Here is a 22,429-nt window from a genome sequence, read left to right on the forward strand (position 1 = left end):
ATAGTGTTTTATGCAGGCACAAACCGCAACGCTACACCGTTGTTGCACCAGCGCAAGCCTGTCGGCTCTGGTCCATCACCAAAGACATGGCCTTGATGACCGCCGCAGCGCGCGCAGTGATACTCTGTGCGGGGCCACACCAGTTTGAAATCTAGCTTGCTTAATAAGTGGCCCTCAACATGCTCGTAAAAACTGGGCCAACCGGTACCAGAGTCATACTTCATTGCGCTGGTGAAAAGTACAAGATCGCATCCAGCACAGCGGTATTCGCCCTCCCTATCTTCTTCATCCAGAGGGCTTGAAAAAGCGCGCTCGGTTCCCTCTTCGCGGAGCACGTAAAATGCTTCATCAGTTAAGCGCTCACGCCATTCGTCTTCGCTTAACTCAAGCTTTTCAAGGCCAGGGGCTGCTTCAAGGTCTAATCGCGGAAAGCCAAAAGAGACGCCAGGCAAAGCACCTGCCAACCCCGTTAGTCCTGCAAGACCCAAAAAGTGACGACGTTTCATCTGCGCACTCCCCCTTTGATACGTCAAGCACATAGACACAAAAACGGGACGGCGCCTTAGCACCGTCCCGTTTTGACTACTTGACTATCCAAGCGTTCGATTCGTTATCCAAACGCTCGACAATCTTTATCCTACCGCACCTATCAGGTTAACTGCGGACCTGCTTTGACAATTGCCTCGTTAACGCCTTCAAACTTCTTGAAGTTATCTACAAACTTGGTGGCAAGGTCTTGCAGATGACGGTCGTAGGCATCTTGGTCAGCCCACGTTTCGCGAGGGTTGAGCAGGCTAGAGTCGACACCCGGCACGGCTACAGGCACTTGAAGGTTCAGGCCGTCAATGTGCTGGGTTTCAACATCACGCAGCACGCCAGCCTGAATAGCGCTGATGATGGCGCGAGTGGTCGGGATAGAGAAACGTGAGCCACCTTCGCCGTAGGCACCCCCTGTCCAACCGGTGTTGACGAGGTAAACCTGAGCGTCTTTTTTGTCTACCCGTTTGATCAGCAGGTCGGCGTATTCACGTGCAGGACGCGGGAAGAACGGCGCACCGAAGCAGGTAGAGAATGTAGCAGCCAGACCTTCGGACGAGCCCATTTCAGTAGAGCCCACTTTCGCAGTGTAGCCTGACAGGAAATGGTACGCGGCAGCTTCTTTAGAAAGAATCGATACGGGCGGCAACACGCCAGACATATCGCAGGTCAGGAAGACGATAGCGTTAGGCTCACCGGCCAGGTTCTCCGGCACACGCTTTTCAACGTGCTCTAGCGGGTAGGCGGCACGAGAGTTCTGAGTCAGGCTGTCGTCGGCGTAATCCGGCTCGCGACGATCGTCAAGAACAACGTTCTCCAGCACGGTACCAAACTTAATCGCGTTCCAGATAACCGGCTCGTTCTTCTCAGACAGGTCGATACATTTAGCGTAGCAACCACCTTCCATGTTGAAGACGATACCGTCGCCCCAGGCGTGCTCATCATCGCCAATCAGGTAACGCGCTTGGTCTGCGGAAAGCGTGGTTTTACCCGTGCCTGAAAGGCCAAAGAACAAACAGGTTTCGCCATCTTCGCCAACGTTCGCAGAGCAGTGCATTGGCAGAACATCAGCTTCTGGCAACAAGTAGTTCTGCACCGAGAACATTGCTTTCTTCATTTCGCCGGCATAGCGCATACCAGCAATCAATACTTTGCGCTCGGCAAAGTTAATAATGACACAGCCATCTGAGTTGGTGCCGTCGCGGCTTGGGTCGCACTCAAAGCCCGCAGCGTTCAGAATCGTCCACTCATCTTTAACCGCTGCGTTATATGCCTGCGGACGCACAAACATAGTGCGGCCAAACAGGTTTTGCCAGGCAGTTTCTGTGGTAACACGAACGGGTAAGTAGTGCGTGTTATCACTGCCGACATGCAGTTCAGCAACGAAATGCTCACCGCTACCCAGATAGTCTTCTACACGTGCCCACAGCGCTGAAAATTTCTCACTATCAAACGGGCGGTTCACGCTTCCCCAGTCGATGCTATCGCGAGTAGAGGGCTCGTCGACGATATAGCGATCTTTCGGTGAACGCCCTGTGCGCAGACCGGTGTTTACCACCAGCGCACCGTTAGCCGACAGGCGGCCTTCACCACGGGCCACGGCGCGCTCGATCAGTTCGGCGCTGCTAAGATTAACGTGGGCTTGGGGAGCGGCTTGAGTCGTGGTCATGTCGATTCCTGGGTCTCGAATTTACCGGGCGTCAACGACGCCTTGAGAAATCACCTCAGCCGCTTATTGTTTCCAATACCACGGGCTGAGTGCGCTGAAGTCCGGCGCATTATGGCAAAAAGAAAGCCCCCGGGAAACGGGGGCTTTCATCAAATATCTTGTAGTTAAACTACTACAATGACACTACATTTTGTGTTGCATCGCAGCAAGTTTTTCAAACAATCGTTCGACAGGCATCCTATAGGCTATGCTATGACTAGTGCGGTAGACATACGACTTCAATACCCATGCCATCATCTGCGACTACACAATCAATGAATCACTGGGGGTGGCGCGTCCGGATTTTCTAATAAAATTTCAATCTCTGCGGCTGTGTAGTGATATTTCGTATGGCAAAAGTGGCATTGCGTATCGATTGCGCCTTCTTCGCGCAAAATATCGCGCAGCTCCTGTTCACCAAGCGTGTATAACGCATGGCTCATTCGCTCCCGCGAGCAGGTGCAGCCAAAGCGTAGTGCTTTTGGCTCGAAAACTCTAACCGTTTCTTCGTGATAAAGCCGGTACAGTACTTCGCGCTGCTCTAACCCTAGAAGTTCTTCAGTCTTAATGGTGTCAGCGAGATGAACGCTACGCTCCCAGGCATCAATATCTTGATTTTGTGAGGCATCGGGCAGACGTTGCAGTAGAAGACCACCGGCACGCTCGCCGTCAGCCGCGAGCCAAAGGCGAGTTGGCAGCTGTTCTGATTGGCCAAAGTAGGCTTCCAGGCAGCCTCCCAAGGTAGCGTGATCAAGCGCAACAATACCTTGATACCGATGCCCTTCCCTGGGATCGAGGGTAATCACAATTTGACCTTCTCCCACCAGTTCTCGGAAACTGGCATGTTCGCTGGGCAGCACAGCATCTTCCGCAATTCGCGCAATTGCACGCAGCTCACCACCGGGGTTGGACTCTGCCATTAAGAGTGCCAGCGAGCCTCGTCCACGCACTTCAATGCTTAAGGTGCCATCTAGTTTTACCGTGTCGGTTAGCAAAGCGACCGCCGCCAACAGCTCACCCAGCAATTCATTAACTGCTGGTGGGTAGGCGTGGCGGTCTAGCACCTCGTGATAGGCAGTGCTGAGCGTGACGATTTCACCACGCACGTTGGTTTGGTCAAACATAAAACGCTGGATTTGATCAGACATAAGGAAACCGTCGGAGAAATAGAGAGAAGGCTTACCGCCATGACGAGTAAGCGTGTGCTTAATCGCCCTGTTGGCGCTGGAAACGCTGGATGTCACGCCGCTGTTTTTTATCAGGGCGTTTGAGTGGGTGTTGCATGGCTTCGTTGGTGAGACGACGAGCTTCTGCTTCTTTGGCTCGGCGTTGCACGCTGTCTTCCGTTTCAGCGTAGAGCTTACGCGCTTCTGGCGCGCCGCGCCGCTGATCGGAAAGCGCAACCACTTCCACCTCAAAAATATCCCACCCCTGGGGAACACGAATCAGCGCCCCTAACTCGACATTTTTGCTGGTTTTTACGCGGCCACCGTCATAGTGGACTTTACCGCCTTCTATCGCTTTTTTAGCTAGGGCACGGGTTTTGAAAAACCGCGCAGCCCATAGCCACTTATCCAAGCGAACGCTGTCGCTCATTAACGCTCTCCTCGCTGCCCTGGCAGGTTATCTGGCAGCAGTTGGGCAAACCGGTCTAGGGCAATAAACTCTTGCAGTTCTTTTTCAGGCCGCTGGCTATCTGGCTGCTTAATACCGAGTAAGTGTTTGATACCAAACTCACGGGCACTTTCAAGTACACGCGCGTTATCATCGATAAACAGCGTGCGCTGCGAATCGAACGGCTCTCGCTCTTGGAGCGCAAACCAGAAAGCCTGCTCCTCTTTGGCTGCCCCCACATCTTCTGATGAGATGATGGCATCGAGGTAGTTTTCCAACCCTGTCAGCGGCAATTTTAGCGCGAGGCTGGCTCGGTCTGCGTTGGTCGCTAGAATGACACGGGGATGGGCTTGCTTCAGCCAGGTTAAAAAGTCTAGTGCATCGCTACGCAGGCCTATCAAGTGCTGCACTTCACGTTTCAGCGCCACGATATCCACCCCAAGTTCGCGGCTCCAGTAAGCAAGGCTGTACCAGTTTAGCGTGCCCTGCTCGCCGATAATGCGCGCACGCAGCGCTTCCTGGCTCGCTGCGTCTAGCTGATGAAGCTCAACATAGCGTTTCGGCAGGTGCTCTAGCCAGAAATGACTATCGAAGTGCAAATCCAGCAGCGTGCCATCCATATCGAGTAGGACAGTATCAATCTCGCGCCAATCAATCATTGCCGCTCCAGTATGAAAGAGTAAGCATGCTATTGTAGCGTAACCCGTTTTTTGCAGCCACGGAGGCATGATGTCACTCCACGACGCTTCAACAGGCAACACCCCCCATGACTACCCGAAAAAGCCGCAAATTTTGGCGCGTACCAACGTCGCCAAAAGCCGCTTATTCCAGATTGAGTCACTTGACTTGCGCTTCTCAAATGGTGAAGAGCGCCAGTTTGAACGTTTAACCGGCGCAGACCGAGGCGCGGTAATGATTATTGCCATGCCCGATCCAGAGCACGTACTGCTTATTCGTGAATATGCGGCTGGCTTTGAAGATTATGTGCTGACCCTGCCAAAGGGGCTAGTTGACCCTGGCGAAGATATTGTCACTGCTGCTAATCGCGAACTAATGGAAGAGTGCGGCTTTGGCGCGCATCGCATTGAGCCGCTGGTGGAGTTATCGCTTGCGCCTAACTATATGCGCCACCGTATGCAGGTACTAATGGCCACCGACCTTTATCCCAAGCGCCTGCCAGGCGACGAGCCAGAGCCGTTGATTGTCGAAACCCATGCCATTGAGGAACTGCCGGCACTGCTCTTACGTGACGATTTCCACGAAGCCCGCGCCATCGCCGCGCTCTATATCGCAAGGGATAAGCTACGCGAAGAGAAACGTAATAGCGCAATGGATTTGTTGTAAAGCGTTAACGTTCAACGCCGCTGGCGTGGTCGCGGGTGCGCTGACGCTTACGCCGCGCTACAAAACTCGTCAACTCAATAAGTTATGTAGCGCGTGGTAACGAATTTCGCGAAGAACGAGCGAATGAGGCACCCGCGGAAGGTGGCGGAACGACGCCCAGCGCCTGCCGCCCCAACTGCTTACAAGTGATGCTTCAATGGTATCCAACGGCGTTGGCGGTGGCTGTCTAGGCCAGCTTCCAAGAGCGTCATGTTGCGTAGCGCATCTTCGATATCAACAGGCAGCGGTGTTTTATCGCGGATTGCGACTGCCACGCCTTGATAATAAGTCAGATAATCACCCGCCTGGGTAGCATGCTCGTGACGCACTAGCGGTGCGTCTTCACCGTCACCTTCGCGAAGGATTAACGTACCTGGTGAATCGGCACCCCACGCAGATGTTGGCACCTCCCCCGCTTTTAAGCGATTCTCTTGAGGATCTAGGCCGTATTTAAGGTAGCTGCCTTGCGTACCATTGATACGGAAGCGCGGTGTTGATTCAGCAACCAGCGTGCCAGCGCTGAGGCTAACGCGACAGCCGTCGTACTCCAACAGCGCTAAAAAATCATCATCCGCTTTAGCGTCGTCTCTGCGCACGCCCAAATCCAGCATGATGGCATTGGGCATCCCGAACAGCTCACAGGCTTGGTCAAGCAAGTGAGGACCTAGGTCATACCAAATCCCACCTCCCGGCGTGGCTTTTTCGCGCCAGCGGTCACGAACCTCAGGCCGAAAACGATCAAAACGCGACTCAAACCCAGTGACACGGCCTAACGTACCGGCTTCCAGCAGCGCTTTAACGGTAAGGAAGTCACTATCCCAACGACGGTTATGAAATACCGATACCAAACGCTCTTTATCAATCGCCAGCGCTTTAAGCTGCTTAGCTTCCGAAAGTGTGACGGTAAACGGCTTATCGACGACTACGTGTTTACCCGCCATCAACGCCGCTTTGGCGAGTGGAAAATGCGTGTCATTAGGCGTTGGGATAACAATGAGATCAATATCGCTGCGCTGACATAACGTTAGTGCTTGGCGTTCAACCTCAACATCTAAGTCAGCATGCACTTTGGCGGCATCACTGGAGGATACTGCGACTAAATCCAGGCCTTCCGTTGCCTGAATGAGTGGCGCATGAAACGTTTTACTCGCAAATCCATAGCCAACGAGGCCAACGTTGATAATCGCCTTCATTACATTCCTTAGTCGTTTTGACGGTTTGCATTGGGCATTAAGCGGTTCACATAAAACGGTTCACATAAAGCAATCCACATAAAGCAATCCACATAAAACAGTCCACATAAAACAGCCCGCTTTGCACGGGCTGCTTTACATAGTACCTACACCTAGTCGAGCTTGGAAAGGTCGCGAACCGCCCCTTTGTCTGCTGACGTGGCTAGCAATGCGTAGGCTTTCAGTGCGGGGGTTACCTTACGAGGACGCTGCTCGACGGGCTTCCAGGCGTCTTTGCCTTTAGCTTCCATCGCCTCGCGGCGCTGCGCTAATACTGAGTCAGGTAGCTGTACATTGATCGTACGGTTAGGAATATCAATCAGAATGGTATCGCCCTGCTCAACCAAACCAATCGCGCCACCTGCCGCCGCCTCGGGGGAAACATGGCCTATGGAAAGCCCAGACGTTCCGCCAGAGAAGCGGCCGTCCGTCAACAATGCACAAGCCTTACCTAACCCTTTGGATTTTAAGTACGAGGTCGGATAGAGCATTTCCTGCATGCCAGGGCCGCCTTTGGGGCCTTCGTAGCGAATAACCACCACATCGCCCTCTTTGACTTTACCATCCAATACATTGGCCACTGCCTGATCTTGGGACTCAACGACGTGGGCTTTGCCTTCAAACACGAGAATCGAGTCGTCAACGCCTGCCGTTTTAACCACGCAACCATCAAGGGCAATGTTGCCATAAAGCACAGCCAAACCGCCTTCTGTTGAGAACGCATGCGCTAGGTCACGAATACAACCGGTCGCACGATCGCCATCTAGGCTTGGCCAGCGGGCGCTTTGCGAGAAAGCGGTTTGGGTAGGAATACCGCCAGGGCCAGCTTTAAAGAACTCGACCACCTCAGCGCTTGGCGAGCGCATAATATCCCACTCTTCCAGCGCCGCTTTTAGGCTATCGCCATAAACCGTTGGCACTGACGTGTCCAGCACTCCCGCACGATCCAACTCGCCCAGAATAGCCATAATGCCACCCGCACGGTGAACATCTTCGATATGGTATTTCTGGGTATTGGGTGCCACTTTACATAGCTGCGGCACCTCACGGGAAAGCCGGTCAATATCCGCCATGGAGAAGTCAATTTCCGCTTCTTGAGCCGCCGCCAGCAAGTGCAAAATCGTATTCGTAGAGCCGCCCATGGCGATATCTAACGTCATGGCATTTTTGAACGCTGCTTTGTTACCAATCGCACGGGGCAGCAGGTGAGCTTCTTCACCTTCATAGTAGCGCTTGGCCAGCTCTACAATGCGATGGCCAGCTGTTTCAAACAGACGCCGGCGGTCTGAGTGGGTGGCCAGTACGGTTCCGTTACCAGGCAGCGCCAAGCCCAATGCTTCCATCAGGCAGTTCATAGAGTTGGCGGTAAACATACCCGAGCAACTGCCGCAGGTGGGGCAAGCACTGCGCTCAACTTCAGCCAGGGTGTCATCATCAACGCTGTCGTCAGCCGCCATGACCATCGCATCGACCAGATCTAGGCCGTGATTTAGCAGCTTGGTTTTGCCCGCTTCCATGGGCCCACCCGAGACAAAAATGACCGGAATATTGAGGCGCATAGCCGCCATCAGCATCCCAGGGGTAATTTTGTCACAGTTGGAAATACACACTAGCGCGTCGGCACAGTGGGCATTACACATGTACTCAACGCTATCGGCGATGATATCGCGGCTAGGCAGCGAATAGAGCATGCCATCGTGCCCCATGGCGATGCCGTCATCTACCGCGATGGTGTTGAACTCTTTAGCCACACCGCCAGCTTTTTCAATTTCACGTGCGACCAATTGGCCCATGTCTTTTAAGTGAACATGGCCCGGCACAAACTGGGTAAACGAGTTCGCAACCGCAATAATGGGCTTATGGAAATCGTCGTCTTTCATACCAGTGGCGCGCCAAAGGGCACGGGCACCGGCCATATTACGGCCAGCGGTGGTCGTACGGGAGCGATACTCGGGCATGGTGTCCTCTACATCTTTATCGTGGCCTGCCACATTCTTGGCGGCAGGCGAATGAATCCAGCGGCCTTAGATTGTGGCATGAGCGCGCCGTGGAGACTAGATGCTGAGACTGACCACCGCTCCCTATTCGCCGTTAGCGCTCGTTTAAGAGAGCCTAGCGGACAGCGTTAAAACGTCTCCCACTGTGCAGAGGACTCTTGGCTAGCCAGCCCTCTTTCCCCAGCGGCTTTGCCAGCAGGCAACGTCAATGATGCTTTATGCTGCGCTTGATTAACCTGCTGTAGCTTTTCTCGGGCAGAGCGAACATTTTCTTCCTGGGCACCTTCCAGACGGAAGGCATCCACTACATTCGCTAGCTCAAACGTCTCTAGCGCTAAATTATCCGCAGAAGCTGCGATGGTTTGTACCTTGGTGGCATTTTGCTGAGTCACATTATCCATCTCAGCAATCGCAGAATTAATCTGGCCAATACCGCTGCTTTGCTCGCTTGAGGCAGTGCTGATCGACTCCATCAGCTCACTGACACGGCTGACTTGCTGCATTACATTGTCAATGGCTCGCTCAGCTTGCTCAACCGCGCCACGCCCGCCACTGACCTCCTGCGTCGTACTCTCAATCATCTTGCGAATTTCTTGAGCGGCATCGGCACTACGGCTCGCCAAGTTACGTACTTCGCTAGCCACCACCGCAAAGCCTCGGCCATGCTCTCCGGCACGCGCAGCTTCGACCGATGCATTGAGTGCCAGAATATTCGTTTGGAAAGCGATTCCGTCAATGACGCTAATCATCTCCGCCATTTTTTCAGCACTTTGGGCAATACGCTGCATTCTTGCGACCAACTGCTGCATCTGCTCTCGGGTATCGCGGGTACTTGAGGCATTCTGTATCGCTAGCTCCGTCGCTTGGCGCGCATGCTCAGTATTTTGCTGCACCGTAGACGTCATTTCTTCCATGCTAGAGGCCGTTTGCTGGAGTGATGACGCTTGCTGCTCGGTGCGGGAGGCAAGCTCTTCATTTTCGGCGGCAATTTGCTGAACAGCAGGCGTGACAACCGACACCCGATGCTCTACGTCACCAACAATACTCGCCAAGCTAAAGCGCATGGTATCCAATGAGTAAAGCAACTCACCCAACTCATCTTTGGTTTCTCGGCGTTCGCGAGCAGCCAAGTTGCCTGCTGCAATTTGAAAAGTAATATGCCGCGCGCCTTCGACGCTACGCAGTACGGATCTTAAAATCACCACACTGAGGCCTACCATCAGCAGCAAACCAATCACCATCAACACCATTTGAGCAATCAGCATCTGCTGACGCCCCTGCTGTGCCTGACGAACCAACGCCTCAGCATTTGCTCGCTCATCGCTGACTAACTGGCTACTGCTCTCTCTTAGCTGCTCGGTGGTCGGTTGTACGCCGTCGTTAAAGGCTTCGAAAGCGGCAAAACCGTTTGCGTCACTAACCGCAGTCACCGTGGTATCGACACTGCTGATCCAAGTTGCTAATCCTGCACTAAACGCTTGTAGACGCTCAGCACTGGCATTACTGTCGGTAAGATACTCGTTCCAAAGCGTTTGTATTGACTGAGAATATTCGCTAACTGACGCGGCAACTGCGGCAACATCAACCCGGCGAGGGTTGCGCACAGCAGGTTCCAACTGAGCCACCACTTGGCCGATTTGGCGCTCTACTCGCTGCAGGTTGGCGACTGCTTCTAGCCCTGAGCGATTTAACGTATCGAGACGCTCGCCAGAAACCATTAAGCCGTACATACCCAGGCCGCCTGCCAATCCCATGAGAACAATGGACGCTACCACCATGCCCGTTAACTTAGCTTTTAGGCTATTAAACTGAAAGCGAGCTAAAAAGCCTCCCACACCACGGCGCCTTAGCGCGCCTTGCGCCAGCGTGTAGCGACGAGATTTGCCTTTTTCGCGTATTTCTTTATAGACGGTTTCTGCCAACGCAATACTTTGAGCAGGCGCTTTGCGCCGCAACGAGGTATACCCTACGATACGGTCGCCATCTCTGAGCGGTGCCACGCTAGCAGTAACCCAATAATGATCGCCGTTCTTGCGACGATTTTTTACCGTTCCCTGCCAGCTCGCACCTGACTGAATCGTTTTCCAGAAATCTGCATAGGCAGCTTCCGGCATATCTGGGTGGCGAATTAGGTTATGAGGGCTTCCCATCAATTCATCGCGGGTGTAGCCACTGACCTCGACAAACGCGGCGTTGGCGTAGGTTACATTGCCCTTCAAATCGGAACGTGAAATCAGCACAGTCTCATCGTCAAGCGTGTACTCACGCTGAGTGACGGGTTGGTTATTGCGCATATACAGGCTCCCCAGGGACTTTTTAATTTTGATTTACCTCTATTATCACTCGCCGCAAGGCAATTTAATCCCTGAATAACCATACAAAAGCGCCGCACTCTTCGGTGCGGCGGCTTAACTAAACGGTTGTTTAACGATTGATTGAAGCGCTTATGTGAAGACCACATTGGCCACATCACGATAGCGGTTTGCAAAATGTACTGTCATTCCCTCTTTCAAGTAGTCGGGAAGCTCTTCGTAATCGCGCTTATTGGCTTCGGGTAGTATCACCTCAAAAATATCGCTGCGGCGAGCGGCAATAATCTTTTCTCGGATTCCCCCCACCGGTAACACTTGCCCAGTTAAGGTCAATTCACCGGTCATGGCCAAGGGGCGATTAATTGCCTGATGCTTAGCCAGTGAAAGCAACGCCGTGGTCATTGTGACCCCTGCCGACGGGCCGTCTTTGGGTGTCGCCCCTTCGGGCACGTGCAGGTGCACAAACGCCGAGTCGAAGAAGTCGGCATCGGCACCATACTCTTGCAAGTGACCCAGCGTGTAGCTGTATGCGATGTTGGCGGACTCTTTCATCACATCGCCAAGCTTGCCTGTGAGTTTAAAGCCACGGTCCAGCGCATGGACTTTGCCCGCTTCGATAGGCAGTGTTGCGCCACCCATAGAGGTCCAGGCAAGCCCGGTAACCACGCCTTCGCCTTTTAGCACTTTCTCTTTGCGGAATAGCGGCGCCCCCAGGAACTCTTCCAGGTTTTTAACCGATATTTTTACCGTTTCCAGCTGCTCTTCTAGCAGCTTCACTGCTGCCTTGCGAACAATTCGATGCAACTGTTTCTCAAGCTGGCGAACGCCCGCCTCACGGGCATAGCCATCAATAACTTGCTTGAGCGCGGCATCGGTCAAATTGATGCGTTTCTTAGCCAGATTGTCGCGTTTCAACAATTTCGGCCATAGGTGGTGCTTAGCGATCTGCAGCTTTTCTTCGGCGATGTAACCCGACAGGCGAATCTGCTCCATACGATCAAGCAACGGACCTGGAATAGAATCCAGGGTATTCGCGGTGCACAAGAACAGCACTTTGGATAGATCCATGCGCACATCAAGATAGTGATCCAGGAAATCGACGTTCTGCTCTGGGTCTAACACTTCAAGCAGCGCTGATGCGGGATCGCCCTGGAATGATTGGCCCAGCTTATCAATCTCATCGAGCATAATCACAGGATTCTCGACCTCGACTTCTTTAAAGGCCTGCACCAGTTTGCCGGGCATTGCGCCCACATAAGTACGGCGATGGCCTTTAATTTCAGCCTCGTCACGCATACCTCCCACGGAGAAGCGATAGAACTCACGGCCCAAGGCTTCAGCAATGGAGCGTCCAATCGAGGTTTTACCAACTCCGGGAGGGCCGACCAGCAGCACAATCGAGCCTCCTACATCACCTTTGAAGGTACCTTCGGCAAGAAACTCAATAATTCGCTCTTTTACATCGTGTAAGCCGTCGTGATCGCGGTTAAGTACCTCCCTGGCATGGGCCAAGTCGAGCTTGTCCTGGCTGGTAATGCCCCAAGGCAACGAGGTGAGCCAATCAAGGTAATTACGAGTAGTGCCGTACTCTGGCGAGCCGGTTTCTAGCACGCTGAGCTTATTAAGCTCATCGTCAATACGTGTTTGGACGCGCTCTGGCACCACCAAAGACTCTAGACGGTTCCTAAACGTGTCAACATCGTTTTCACGGTCATCTTTGGAAATACCCAATTCACGCTGAATGACTTTAAGCTGCTCACGCAAGAAAAACTCGCGCTGCCGCTCCTGCATCTGAGCGTTAACCTGCTCACTGATCTCGCTTTGCAACTGAGCAACATCGATTTCTTTGCGTAACAGCGGGAGAACTTTATGCATACGCTCAGCCACCGACAGTGTGGCGAGCACATCCTGCAGCTCAGGGCCCTTGGCAGACGTGATTGCGGCTGCAAAGTCAGTCAGCGGACCGGGTTCATGAGGACTAAAGCGATTGAGGTAATGTTTTAGTTCTTCACCATACAGCGGATTAATTGGCAGCAACTCTTTGATGCCGTTAATAATCGCCATTGCATAAGCGCGAGTTTCTTCGTTCTCAGCGTCAACGGGTTCTTTGGGATAGCTGACTTCCACCAGGTAAGGAGGCTCTTTAGACAGCCAGCGCTGAATTTTAAAACGCCGAACCCCCTGAGCGATAAACTGGATCTGTTGATCTTCGCTCTGGAGTTTATGTACTTTGACCGCCGTGCCAATCTCAGGAAAGTCGTTGTGATCCAACGACTCAATACCCTGCTCACCTACAAAGGCGACACCCATGGTGTGGTGAGGTGTATTGCCTACCCGACGTATGGTTTCTTGCCAACGCTCACGGTTGATGACTAATGGCTGTACCTGAGCGGGGAAAAAAGGTCGATTATGAATCGGTAAAAGGTAGATGCGCTCTGGGAGCATATCGCTGGCGGGCACTAACGAGCTAACTTTCTCACCGTCCGAGCGGTACTCTTCACTGTTCACGGTATCTTCTTGCTGTGCGTCGGACTCATCATCCGTCAGCCAATCGAGGTGTTCGTGATCGCGGTCGTAATCTTGGTCGCTCATGCGCCCTCCCATAACAGTGACTAGCGGCTTGATCCGCTTAGCAATGCCTATGGAATGTGGGCACAGTGGGGGAACTTCAACCCTTGACGCTATTTGTAGCAGTGTATTCGAAGAGTGGTAACAGCTTCATGGCTCGCCACTGCCTTAGTAGAAAGCATTGATGCTCAAAACAGTGGTACTCAAAACGGTGATGCTCAAAACGCTTATGGCTAAAGCTGAGGCATCGGACGTCCATTAACACGTAACTCGCCACGAACAACATCAAACTCTAACTCTCGTGTACCAAGAGGGAGGCCTAGCCAAAGAGCAACTACGGTTGGCGCATCGTGCCAAGTGAAATCACCATCAATATAACCTAACCAGCGAGCGCGCTCTTCTGGCTTATCCAGCCCGGTCATCATAAGCTCATCAAGCCCGCTCGCATCAAAAAAGAGCGCACCATCTGCGTTAACATTGATACCTAGCAGCGGGCTTTCAATCGCTATCGTTGTAACGTCTAAACGCGGCGAATCACTCAATATCCCTTTTAAATCAGGGGCTAAACGCACCAGCAGCCCTTCTGCCATCGGTAGGCTAGCATCGCCCCATGAGGCTTCTTGGCGCAATCGCAGAATGGCTGCGCGAACAGCATCTGCATTAAGACGAGAAAGCTCTGCTTCAATCCGCCCGCTTAACAAAGGGGTGTTTGGCGCTTCACTTGGGACACTTACCTCACCAATGATTAGTTCACCATTTAAGCGAAGCTCTTGCTCGTCGAGCACCATGTGGCTGTGAACATCAAGCGGCGACAGATGAATATCATAGGCAGGATAGTGAAGCGATAGCGCCTCAACATGCAGATGGTCGCGCTGCGCAAAGTGATAGGCATCATCAATATAGGTATAACGACTTTCGAGGGAGGAAGGCCCTAGGGTTAACTGAGCGGGTCCGTCCGTTAACGTGAGCTGGTCGAACAGCCCGCGCAACCGCCAATCACCAAACACGCCCTCTAAGCGCATCCGAGCACCACGCACAGATAGCTCACGGCCACTTTGCTGGATCACAAAAGGAGCCAGTGCCAGACGCAGCTCACTGTGGCCACTTAGTGTATGGTAGCGCCCTTGCCAACGCGGGATAGACGGAGCGGAGACTTCTCCCACGGCTTTTTGCAAGACGCTATCTAAACGAGGTAATAGCGTTCCCTCAACATCGGTACTTAGCGCACCATGACGAGCGCGGTATGTAAGTTCTAACCGCCATGGCCGCCCTAATAAGGGCGATAAAAGCAGTTTCCCCTGAGACGTCAACCACCCTTGGCGGCTTTCCGTGCGACTAACTCGCCACTCCCCTCGCGCTTCCAAATCTTCTAGTGCTTGACGAAGACTGCGTTCAAACAAAATGCTCGATAGCAGTTGTGCTACCACCCACGCCACCACGAAGGCCGCGAGAATAGGCACGATCAGTCGTTCCTTGCGCATGCGATCTCCTTGAACACCCCCACGATTGGAGCCATTCACCACCGACGTTGTGTAATCAGTTTAAGGTAATCAGATAAGTCCATTTATTATAATAAGTGGCTCACCTGCCAGTTTGGGCAGGTAGGTTATTAGTGTAGCCAAAACCATAAATGCATCGTACTCCACGCGTAGATGCCCGCCATGACGTCATCGATCATAATGCCAAATCCACCGGCAACACGCCGGTCTGCCCACCGGATAGGCCACGGTTTGAAGACATCGAAAATACGAAAAACAATAAATCCCCAGAGAGCGGCCTCCCACGAGAAGGGCACTGCCGCCATGGTTATCCAGTAACCAACAAACTCATCCCAAACAATACCAGAGTGATCATGCACGCCTAAGTCATGGGAGGTTTTATCACACAGCCACACTCCCACCACAAACGCTACAAACACAATGCTGAGATACCAGACCAAAGGGAGGTCGGCCATCATCCAGTAAAAAGGGATTGCTGCTAGCGTTCCGAAAGTGCCTGGAGCCCAGGGCACCGCACCACTGCCTAGGCCAAAGGCAAAAAAATGGGTTGGCCGACGCCACACGCTCGCTGGTGCTCGGTTCATGGCGTTTCCCCGCTAAAGTGCTGCCATCCTTCGTAGTCACTGGCGGCAACGCCAGTGACACCTAGCGTTTCCGTACAGTGGCCTATAACCGTCAGCGAGAGGCCGAGATCGGCGAGTCGCTGTTGGGCAATAGCGAGATTGTTGGGTGACAGTGTCACCAGCAGCTCATAGTCATCGCCACCCGATAGTGCGGCTTTAATTGCCTCATCGCGGCCTAATGTCTCTTGCAATCCTGCGGCCAACGGTAGCGCGCCGACTTCTAGTGCACAGCCTACACCAGAGGCCTTACGCAAGTGCGATAAATCTGCCAGCAAGCCATCCGAAATGTCTAATGCCGCCGTTGCAATACCGCGCAGTGCAACACCAGCGGCTAAGCGGGGTTGCGGTAACAAATAGCGGGCGAGCAGCGGGTGCGACAACTCACGCTCCCCTCGGCGCCAGAGCGATAAGCCTCCGGCACCACCGCCCAATGCACCCGTCACGGCAATAACATCACCGACCTTTGCGCCTGAGCGAGTTAGCGCTTGACCAGTTGGCACTTCGCCCATCACCGTCACCCCAATTGTTAGTGCCCCAGAGGTGACATCGCCCCCCACCAACGCGGTGGCGTGTTGCTGACAAAGTGCGTGAAATCCTTCAGCGTACCCTGCCAACCATTGCTCAGCAGCTTTGCGGTCATTAAAGATGCTCTTGTCCAGCGTCAATGCCATCAGGCACCAACGAGGCGTCGCCCCCATGGCTGCTAAGTCGCTGAGCGCCACCGCCAGCGCGCGATGTCCTACCGCGTGAGCTGGGGCATCGTGAGGGAAATGCACGTTACTCACCGACGTATCAACGCTGACCACAAGCTGTTGACCTGCTTGGGGTATCAAGAGCGCTGCATCGTCGCCATTTTCAAGCGCTATGCCAGCTGTCGCGTGCGCCTCCTGCGGCGACATGAAGTAGCGCTGAATCAGTTCAAATTCGCCAAGCACAAAGGCCCCTTAAACGCATCATCAGGAGGCTCGCCTTACAGACGGCGAGCGCTGACCTCAGCACTTCGTAAGCGATTTGCTAGCTTATCGAGAATGCCGTTCACGTATTTATGGCCGTCGGTGGCACCAAATGATTTGGCCAGCTCAACGCCTTCGTTAATCACTACTCGATAGGGTACTTCCATCCGCCGGGAAAGCTCGTAGGCACCCAAGCGAAGGATAGCTAGCTCAACAGCATCGAGGTCTTCTAGGCGGCGGTCGAGTAGCGGCGCAATTTCACGGTCTAACTCCGCTTTAAAGCGGACCGTATTATGCAGCAGTTCATGGAAAAGCGCCTTATCAGCAATTTCCATTACTTTCACCCAGTTTTCGTAATCTTCCAGGTCATCATCTGCTACCTGGCTACGAAACTCAGCTTCGATAGTGGTGATCGATTTCCCTGTCATTTGCCACTGGTAAATCCCCTGAACCGCTAACTCACGCGCGGCGTGGCGCCCTAGCTGCGCGGCAGAGGGCTTACGCTCACGACGTTCGCTCATTGGTTGTCTCCTAGCGGCAATGCACGCAGTAACGACACCATCTCCATCGCTGCCATTGCGGCTTCCGTACCCTTATTACCCGCTTTGGTGCCCGCCCGCTCAATCGCCTGTTCGATAGATTCAACGGTCAACACGCCATTTGCTACCGGCGTATCGAACTCAAGCTGGAGGTGGTTAATGGCGGTATTACAGCCACCTGCTACATATTCAAAATGCGGTGTACCACCACGAATAACCGCGCCCAGCGCGATAACAGCGTCGGGCTTCATAACGTTAAGGACACGCTTTACTGCCAGCGGCAGCTCCCAAGCACCAGGTACGTGAACAAGATGAATATTGTCCGCATCAACGCCGTGGCGTGTCAGGCTGTCAATAGCGCCTTCCACCAGGCTATCCACCACATGGTGGTTAAAGCGACCTACAACGATGACATAACGGCCATCGACATCCACAAAAGTGCCTTCAACTTGCGAAAGGGATTGCATCAATTTATTCCTGCTGAGAAGTTGGCTCATACGCCGTGTCATTGGGTCCTAGACGCTCGACAACTTCGAGATCAAAACCGGAGAGCGCCGAGAATTTCCACGGTGAACTGAGTAGCCGCATTTTGCCTACCCCTAAATGGCGTAGGATTTGCGAGCCAGTACCAATCGTTAAGTAGTTACCTGAACCGTCCGAATCGCTGGTGCGCGGTTGACGCACGCGATCCAGAAAAATATCCAGTTGATCTTTCAAGTCTTGGTGAGGACGACCATCGTCAATCAACACAAAGACCCCCGCAGACGCATTAGCGATCTCTTCCAGTGCACGATGGGCATCCCAACGGCACTGCTCATCTTTCATTAACCCTACGATATCACGCAGCGTATCCGCTAAGTGAACACGCACTGTCGTCGCCTGCTCTGGCGTCGGCTGTCCCTTAACTAACGCCAAATGATGGGCACCTTGTATACGGTCGCGGAACACATGCAGCGCCAGTTCCCCGTGAGCCGTCATCACACTGGTTGTTTCAACCGCATCCACCGTTTGTTCATTGACGATACGGTAGTGGATCAAATCAGCAATCGTGCCAATTTTAATGCCATGCTTTTTAGCAAACACTTCAAGCTCAGGCCGACGCGCCATGCTGCCATCGTCATTCATGATTTCACAGATGACGCCGCTGGGATCACAGCCTGCTAAAGAAGCTAAATCACAGGCTGCTTCAGTATGCCCAGCTCGACGTAGTACGCCACCTGGCTCAGCCATCAGCGGAAATATGTGCCCTGGCTGTACGATATCCGTCGGCTTGGCATTCGCCGCCACTGCCGCTTGAACGGTACGCGCACGATCAGCTGCTGAGATACCGGTGGTTACACCCTCGGTCGCTTCAATGGAGAGCGTAAACTTAGTGCCAAACCCAGAGCCATTGTCACGCACCATCAGCGGTAGATTTAGCTGCTCGCAACGCTCGCGAGTCATGGGCATGCAGATAAGCCCACAGGCATAACGTGCCATGAAGTTGATATGCTCGGCCTGAACTTTTTCAGCCGCCATGATGATATCACCTTCGTTTTCGCGATCCTCATCATCCATGAGAATCACCATTTTGCCCTGGCGAATATCTTCCACCAGCTCAGCGATAGGGGACAAACCCTCTGAAGAGGAATGCGCCATGGAATCTCCCAAATAAGTGGTCGCCGCACATGCGATTTCGCGCGTCAGGGTACCTTGCTCTGGCCCAGCGCGCTAGTCAGTGCACGGTTTAGCGATGATGCGCCAGTCATTGCCAACGGCTCGAATTTCTTTAATAGTTAAGCGCTTCTGGTCGGCCATGCGGGTCATGCCGGGCAACGCAAAAAGTGGTCGAGCCTCGCCTCCCAAAAGCGTGGGAGCAACAAATAACTGTAGTTCATCCACCACATTTGCATCTAACAGCGCGCCTGCCAGGGTAGCACCGGTTTCTACGAGCAGCTCGTTTACCAGCTCATGCTCAGCTAACCAGTTCAGCATATCCGTGAGGTCGATTCGGCCTTCTTGAGCCGCGGGCAGCACCTTAATGTCTGCACCTGCAGCTTTCAGCTTTTGGCGTTTCTCTTCACTGTGGTGTTCAGTAGTAATAATTAATGTGCGGCCGGGTTCACGAAGACAAGCTGCCGCTAACGGTAACCGTAGACGCGAATCCAAAATAACGCGTAGTGGCTGCCGCTGACTTACTGTATCTGCGTTATCTAGCCCCAACTGGTCTGCGCGCACTGTCAGCCGTGAATCATCCATAATGACGGATTCAACGCCGCTCAGAATAGCGCTTGAACGCGCTCGCAGACGCTGCACTTGGCTACGAGCTTCTGGGCCAGTAATCCACTGCGACTCTCCAGAGCCCATAGCAGTGCGGCCATCCAGGCTCATGGCCATTTTTAAACGTACAAAAGGACGTTTGTGCTGCATACGGGAAATAAAGCCAGGATTCAGCACACGGGCATCCTGCTCCAGCAGCCCAACATCGACCTGAATTCCTGATTCTCGAAGTCGCTTGATACCGCGTCCACTAACGCAAGGGTTAGGATCAACCATTGCGACTACCACGCGAGCAACGTTGGCTTCCGCTAACGCAACGGCACAAGGACCAGTGCGTCCTGTATGGGAACAAGGTTCCAGCGTGACATAAGCCGTTGCGCCTTCTGCCTTTGCACCAGCGGCGTTAAGCGCGTGAATTTCTGCGTGAGGCTCACCAGCACGCAGGTGAAAGCCCTCGCCAACCACCTGCCCTTCAGCGTGCTGATCGTAGCGGACAATAACACAGCCTACTCGGGGGTTGGGGTCAGTTGTATATAGCCCTTTCGCCGCTAATTGCAACGCACGCGCCATGAATTGATGGTCAGCACGGGTGTAGCTCTGCTCCGTTAACTCTTTCATCAATCCTCTCCGCGCTGCGGGACGCTACGGGCTGATGCAGGGTGTTCGCCAGGATCTTGAGAAAGACGGTCTATTTCAGCACGAAACTCGTCTAAATCCTGAAACTTACGATATACCGATGCAAAGCGGATATACGCTACCTGATCCAGGTTACTTAATGCCTTCATGACGGCTTCACCGATATCCCGCGCATTAACTTCGCGGTCCCCGCGGGCACGAAGCGATTGGCGAATACGCTCCACAGCAGCTTCTATTTCCTCCGCACTGACCGGACGCTTCTCCAGCGCTCGCAACATGCCTGCACGCAGCTTGCTCTCGTTAAAGGTTTCGCGTGAGCCGTCGGATTTTACGACCCTCGGCATAATCAACTCTGCGGTTTCATATGTGGTGAAGCGTTCTTGGCAACTAGCGCACTGGCGACGACGGCGCACTTGGTCACCGTCGGCTACCAGCCGCGAGTCGGTCACTCGAGTATCATTAGCACCACAAAAAGGGCAATGCATGGCAGTCAACCTGTTGTCAGTACGTGCAGCGTGTCAGCTTGTGCGGATAACGGCACATATAAGCAATATTGCAAACTATTATTAGCAGCGGAGTAGCCACGCGCTACAACGGCATGCAGTTTAAGGGCGCTTGCAAGCAGAAATAGTCGCTTCTTTAAACGCGGCATTAACCTAGCATTGTAACGATTTGGCACACAAGCTGCAGCGTTTGTCGTAGGTTGTTTAAGAGGACACCCCTATGACCCCATTTGAGCAGACAGTCCACCCGCTCCTTTCGCACCTCTACGGCCCCCGCGCCAGCGAGGTACAACGCCGTCTTGGACAACACATTGAGCACTTTCGCAATACATCACAGACGCCAGCCATAACCGAAAATACCGCGCCTGAAGGCGATAATGCACCAACATGGAGCGAGAAAGACCAGTGGGTCATTAGCTACGGTGACTCCATTGTGGCAGAGGAAACACCGCCGCTTGCTGTGCTTAATGAGTTCCTTCAGCGCTATTTGGGGGAGCGTATCAGCGGCGTGCATGTGCTGCCTTTTTTTCCTTGGAGTAGCGATGATGGCTTTTCAGTCATTCATTACCGCGAGGTTAATCCAGAGCTAGGCGATTGGCAGCATATCCGTGAGCTGGCAAACCACTATGACGTAATGGGCGACTTAGTGCTCAACCATGTATCTCGCGAGTCGCTGTGGTTTGTGGATTACTTAACCGGAAGCTTGCCAGGTCGTGATTACTTTATAGAGGTAGACCCGGAAACCGATGTTTCTGACGTGGTTCGTCCACGTAGTAGCCCGCTGCTGGTGTCCATTTCCACGCGTCGGGGCACGCGCCATGTATGGGCAACCTTCTCAGAAGATCAGATCGATTTAAACTTTGAAAATCCTGACGTATTGCTCGAGTTTGTTGGCATCTTGCTGTTTTACCTCCAACAAGGCGTGCGCATAATTCGCCTGGATGCAGTGGCATTTTTATGGAAGCGTCTGGGCACGCCATGCATCCACCTTCCCGAAACCCATACGGTTGTCCGCTTACTGCGCGCCATTGTCGATGAAATAGCGCCGGGCACGCTGATAATTACCGAAACGAACGTCCCTCACGCAGAAAACATCAGCTACTTTGGCCTAGAGCGGTTAGCCAACGGGTCGCCAGACGAAGCCCACATGGTCTATCAGTTCGCCCTGCCCCCTTTGTTATTGCACACCCTCACCCGCGGTGAAGCCACTACCCTTCAAACATGGCTTGCCAGCCTGCCGATACTGCCCAGACACTGCACTTATTTAAACTTCACCGCCAGCCATGATGGTATTGGCGTGCGCCCTTTAGAAGGGCTGCTACCCGACCATGAGCGAGATGCGCTGCTCGAACTGATGCATCGCTTTGGTGGATTTGTCAGCATGCGGAGCAATCCCGACGGCAGTGACTCGCCCTATGAAATCAATATTACTTGGTTTGAGGCCATGCTCGGCACGCGCAGAGGACCAGACCCTTGGCAAATTGCCCGCTTTCTGTGCAGCCAAGCGATTATGCTCACTCTACAGGGCATTCCCGCTCTGTATATTCATACTTTGACCGGCACGCTTAACGATGTCGAAGGAGTGGAGCGCAGCGGCCGATTGCGCTCAATTAATCGACGTCGCTGGCAGCGTGATGAGCTAGCACTGTTACTCGAAAGCCCCTCAACGCCGACCCACGATGTGTTTCATGCGCTTAGCCGCCTGCTGGAACTTCGGCGCACAGAGCCCTGCTTCCACCCCAACGCCACACAACGCGTACTGACTACGCCGCCTGAAGTGTTAGCCATTGAGCGAGGCCCACTCAGCGACGGCCGCCGCTTGCTTGCCCTGTTTAATGTCACTGATACGCTACTGCCATTAGATAATGTAGGAGAAGCACTGGAGCAGGCACTTAGCCAACATGCTTGGCGTGCTTTAGATCTGCAAAATGCCCAGGAGGAGCGCGCGCTTCCCCCTTATGCAATAAGATGGATGGTGGCAGATACGTGAAAAATGCATTGCGGCATAATGTCTCAGCAATGAGGCAATATAATCGTCAAATAATCGACGACTGAGATACTGCAGC

General features: G+C 53.3%; 19 protein-coding genes. 2 read left to right on the forward strand and 17 right to left on the reverse strand.

Going from position 1 to position 22,429, the window contains the following annotated elements; translation table 11 throughout:
- Positions 1–8 precede the first annotated feature (8 nt).
- The 5 genes from msrB to yrfG all read right to left on the reverse strand — a co-directional run bounded on the left by msrB (position 9) and on the right by yrfG (position 4,518).
- On the reverse strand, positions 9–506 hold the full coding sequence (gene msrB / locus HVE01_RS14695) for a peptide-methionine (R)-S-oxide reductase MsrB (protein ID WP_146944901.1): 498 nt from the start codon (positions 504–506) through the stop codon (positions 9–11).
- A gap of 143 nt (positions 507–649) precedes the next feature.
- The gene (locus HVE01_RS14700) at positions 650–2,206 is read right to left on the reverse strand and encodes a phosphoenolpyruvate carboxykinase (RefSeq protein ID WP_125749939.1); all 1,557 of its coding nucleotides are present in this window, start codon (positions 2,204–2,206) and stop codon (positions 650–652) included.
- Between the two features lie 311 nt (positions 2,207–2,517).
- Positions 2,518–3,393, reverse strand: coding sequence for an Hsp33 family molecular chaperone HslO (gene hslO / locus HVE01_RS14705; RefSeq protein WP_125749942.1), 876 nt, complete (start codon positions 3,391–3,393; stop codon positions 2,518–2,520).
- Between the two features lie 58 nt (positions 3,394–3,451).
- Complete coding sequence (gene hslR, locus HVE01_RS14710) at positions 3,452–3,841, reverse strand: ribosome-associated heat shock protein Hsp15 (protein ID WP_125749945.1); 390 nt, start codon at positions 3,839–3,841, stop codon at positions 3,452–3,454.
- Positions 3,841–4,518 carry a GMP/IMP nucleotidase gene (gene yrfG, locus HVE01_RS14715; protein ID WP_125749948.1) on the reverse strand — a complete coding sequence of 226 codons (678 nt, stop codon included), beginning with the start codon at positions 4,516–4,518 and terminating at the stop codon, positions 3,841–3,843. Before yrfG ends, hslR begins: the two co-directional genes overlap by 1 nt.
- A gap of 70 nt (positions 4,519–4,588) precedes the next feature.
- On the opposite strand from yrfG, the gene nudE reads away from it, so the two are divergent.
- Complete coding sequence (gene nudE, locus HVE01_RS14720) at positions 4,589–5,203, forward strand: ADP compounds hydrolase NudE (protein WP_125749951.1); 615 nt, start codon at positions 4,589–4,591, stop codon at positions 5,201–5,203.
- Positions 5,204–5,382: 179 nt separating this feature from the next.
- Here nudE and HVE01_RS14725 read toward each other — a convergent pair whose 3' ends face one another.
- The 12 genes from HVE01_RS14725 to nrdR all read right to left on the reverse strand — a co-directional run bounded on the left by HVE01_RS14725 (position 5,383) and on the right by nrdR (position 20,345).
- Positions 5,383–6,435 (reverse strand): oxidoreductase, encoded by a 1,053-nt coding sequence (locus tag HVE01_RS14725; RefSeq protein WP_125749954.1) that lies wholly within the window; start codon positions 6,433–6,435, stop codon positions 5,383–5,385.
- Positions 6,436–6,587: 152 nt separating this feature from the next.
- Positions 6,588–8,432: a dihydroxy-acid dehydratase gene (gene ilvD / locus HVE01_RS14730; protein WP_125749958.1), complete on the reverse strand. Its 1,845-nt coding sequence runs from the start codon at positions 8,430–8,432 to the stop codon at positions 6,588–6,590.
- Positions 8,433–8,599: 167 nt separating this feature from the next.
- Positions 8,600–10,765, reverse strand: coding sequence for a methyl-accepting chemotaxis protein (locus HVE01_RS14735; protein WP_146944902.1), 2,166 nt, complete (start codon positions 10,763–10,765; stop codon positions 8,600–8,602).
- A gap of 150 nt (positions 10,766–10,915) precedes the next feature.
- Positions 10,916–13,375 carry an endopeptidase La gene (lon, locus tag HVE01_RS14740; protein ID WP_146944903.1) on the reverse strand — a complete coding sequence of 820 codons (2,460 nt, stop codon included), beginning with the start codon at positions 13,373–13,375 and terminating at the stop codon, positions 10,916–10,918.
- A 209-nt stretch (positions 13,376–13,584) separates the two neighbouring features.
- Positions 13,585–14,832 (reverse strand): DUF945 family protein, encoded by a 1,248-nt coding sequence (locus tag HVE01_RS14745; protein WP_146944904.1) that lies wholly within the window; start codon positions 14,830–14,832, stop codon positions 13,585–13,587.
- 128 nt (positions 14,833–14,960) lie between these two features.
- Positions 14,961–15,434, reverse strand: a complete 474-nt coding sequence (locus tag HVE01_RS14750; protein ID WP_038486072.1) for a phosphatidylglycerophosphatase A family protein — start codon at positions 15,432–15,434, stop codon at positions 14,961–14,963.
- The gene (gene thiL / locus HVE01_RS14755; RefSeq protein ID WP_146944905.1) at positions 15,431–16,408 is read right to left on the reverse strand and encodes a thiamine-phosphate kinase; all 978 of its coding nucleotides are present in this window, start codon (positions 16,406–16,408) and stop codon (positions 15,431–15,433) included. Before thiL ends, HVE01_RS14750 begins: the two co-directional genes overlap by 4 nt.
- Before the next feature lie 35 nt (positions 16,409–16,443).
- Positions 16,444–16,947, reverse strand: coding sequence for a transcription antitermination factor NusB (gene nusB, locus HVE01_RS14760; RefSeq protein ID WP_009721754.1), 504 nt, complete (start codon positions 16,945–16,947; stop codon positions 16,444–16,446).
- The gene (gene ribH, locus HVE01_RS14765; RefSeq protein WP_009721753.1) at positions 16,944–17,432 is read right to left on the reverse strand and encodes a 6,7-dimethyl-8-ribityllumazine synthase; all 489 of its coding nucleotides are present in this window, start codon (positions 17,430–17,432) and stop codon (positions 16,944–16,946) included. Before ribH ends, nusB begins: the two co-directional genes overlap by 4 nt.
- A gap of 4 nt (positions 17,433–17,436) precedes the next feature.
- Positions 17,437–18,603, reverse strand: coding sequence for a bifunctional 3,4-dihydroxy-2-butanone-4-phosphate synthase/GTP cyclohydrolase II (gene ribBA / locus HVE01_RS14770; protein WP_125749972.1), 1,167 nt, complete (start codon positions 18,601–18,603; stop codon positions 17,437–17,439).
- 72 nt (positions 18,604–18,675) lie between these two features.
- Positions 18,676–19,842: a bifunctional diaminohydroxyphosphoribosylaminopyrimidine deaminase/5-amino-6-(5-phosphoribosylamino)uracil reductase RibD gene (ribD, locus tag HVE01_RS14775; protein WP_146944906.1), complete on the reverse strand. Its 1,167-nt coding sequence runs from the start codon at positions 19,840–19,842 to the stop codon at positions 18,676–18,678.
- A complete protein-coding gene (nrdR, locus tag HVE01_RS14780) occupies positions 19,842–20,345 on the reverse strand; it encodes a transcriptional regulator NrdR (RefSeq protein WP_146944907.1) in 504 nt (167 codons plus the stop codon). Before nrdR ends, ribD begins: the two co-directional genes overlap by 1 nt.
- 238 nt (positions 20,346–20,583) lie before the next feature.
- Between nrdR and HVE01_RS14785 the strand changes: the two genes are divergently transcribed.
- Positions 20,584–22,353, forward strand: a complete 1,770-nt coding sequence (locus HVE01_RS14785; RefSeq protein WP_146944908.1) for a sugar phosphorylase — start codon at positions 20,584–20,586, stop codon at positions 22,351–22,353.
- Positions 22,354–22,429 lie beyond the last annotated feature (76 nt).

This window comes from Vreelandella venusta, from assembly GCF_007989605.1.
GTDB classification, from domain to species: Bacteria; Pseudomonadota; Gammaproteobacteria; order Pseudomonadales; family Halomonadaceae; genus Vreelandella; species Vreelandella venusta.

Coding starts and splice junctions, on each gene's coding strand:
- hslR (WP_125749945.1), bottom strand. CDS start 3,841: ATGAGCGACAGCGTTCGCTTGGATAAGTGGCTATGGGCTGCGCGGTTT.
- HVE01_RS14745 (WP_146944904.1), bottom strand. CDS start 14,832: ATGCGCAAGGAACGACTGATCGTGCCTATTCTCGCGGCCTTCGTGGTG.
- nrdR (WP_146944907.1), bottom strand. CDS start 20,345: ATGCATTGCCCTTTTTGTGGTGCTAATGATACTCGAGTGACCGACTCG.
- HVE01_RS14785 (WP_146944908.1), top strand. CDS start 20,584: ATGACCCCATTTGAGCAGACAGTCCACCCGCTCCTTTCGCACCTCTAC.
- HVE01_RS14750 (WP_038486072.1), bottom strand. CDS start 15,434: ATGAACCGAGCACCAGCGAGCGTGTGGCGTCGGCCAACCCATTTTTTT.
- yrfG (WP_125749948.1), bottom strand. CDS start 4,518: ATGATTGATTGGCGCGAGATTGATACTGTCCTACTCGATATGGATGGC.
- hslO (WP_125749942.1), bottom strand. CDS start 3,393: ATGTCTGATCAAATCCAGCGTTTTATGTTTGACCAAACCAACGTGCGT.
- lon (WP_146944903.1), bottom strand. CDS start 13,375: ATGAGCGACCAAGATTACGACCGCGATCACGAACACCTCGATTGGCTG.
- HVE01_RS14700 (WP_125749939.1), bottom strand. CDS start 2,206: ATGACCACGACTCAAGCCGCTCCCCAAGCCCACGTTAATCTTAGCAGC.
- HVE01_RS14725 (WP_125749954.1), bottom strand. CDS start 6,435: ATGAAGGCGATTATCAACGTTGGCCTCGTTGGCTATGGATTTGCGAGT.
- nusB (WP_009721754.1), bottom strand. CDS start 16,947: ATGAGCGAACGTCGTGAGCGTAAGCCCTCTGCCGCGCAGCTAGGGCGC.
- ilvD (WP_125749958.1), bottom strand. CDS start 8,432: ATGCCCGAGTATCGCTCCCGTACGACCACCGCTGGCCGTAATATGGCC.
- ribBA (WP_125749972.1), bottom strand. CDS start 18,603: ATGGCGCATTCCTCTTCAGAGGGTTTGTCCCCTATCGCTGAGCTGGTG.
- nudE (WP_125749951.1), top strand. CDS start 4,589: ATGTCACTCCACGACGCTTCAACAGGCAACACCCCCCATGACTACCCG.
- ribD (WP_146944906.1), bottom strand. CDS start 19,842: ATGAAAGAGTTAACGGAGCAGAGCTACACCCGTGCTGACCATCAATTC.
- msrB (WP_146944901.1), bottom strand. CDS start 506: ATGAAACGTCGTCACTTTTTGGGTCTTGCAGGACTAACGGGGTTGGCA.
- HVE01_RS14735 (WP_146944902.1), bottom strand. CDS start 10,765: ATGCGCAATAACCAACCCGTCACTCAGCGTGAGTACACGCTTGACGAT.
- ribH (WP_009721753.1), bottom strand. CDS start 17,432: ATGCAATCCCTTTCGCAAGTTGAAGGCACTTTTGTGGATGTCGATGGC.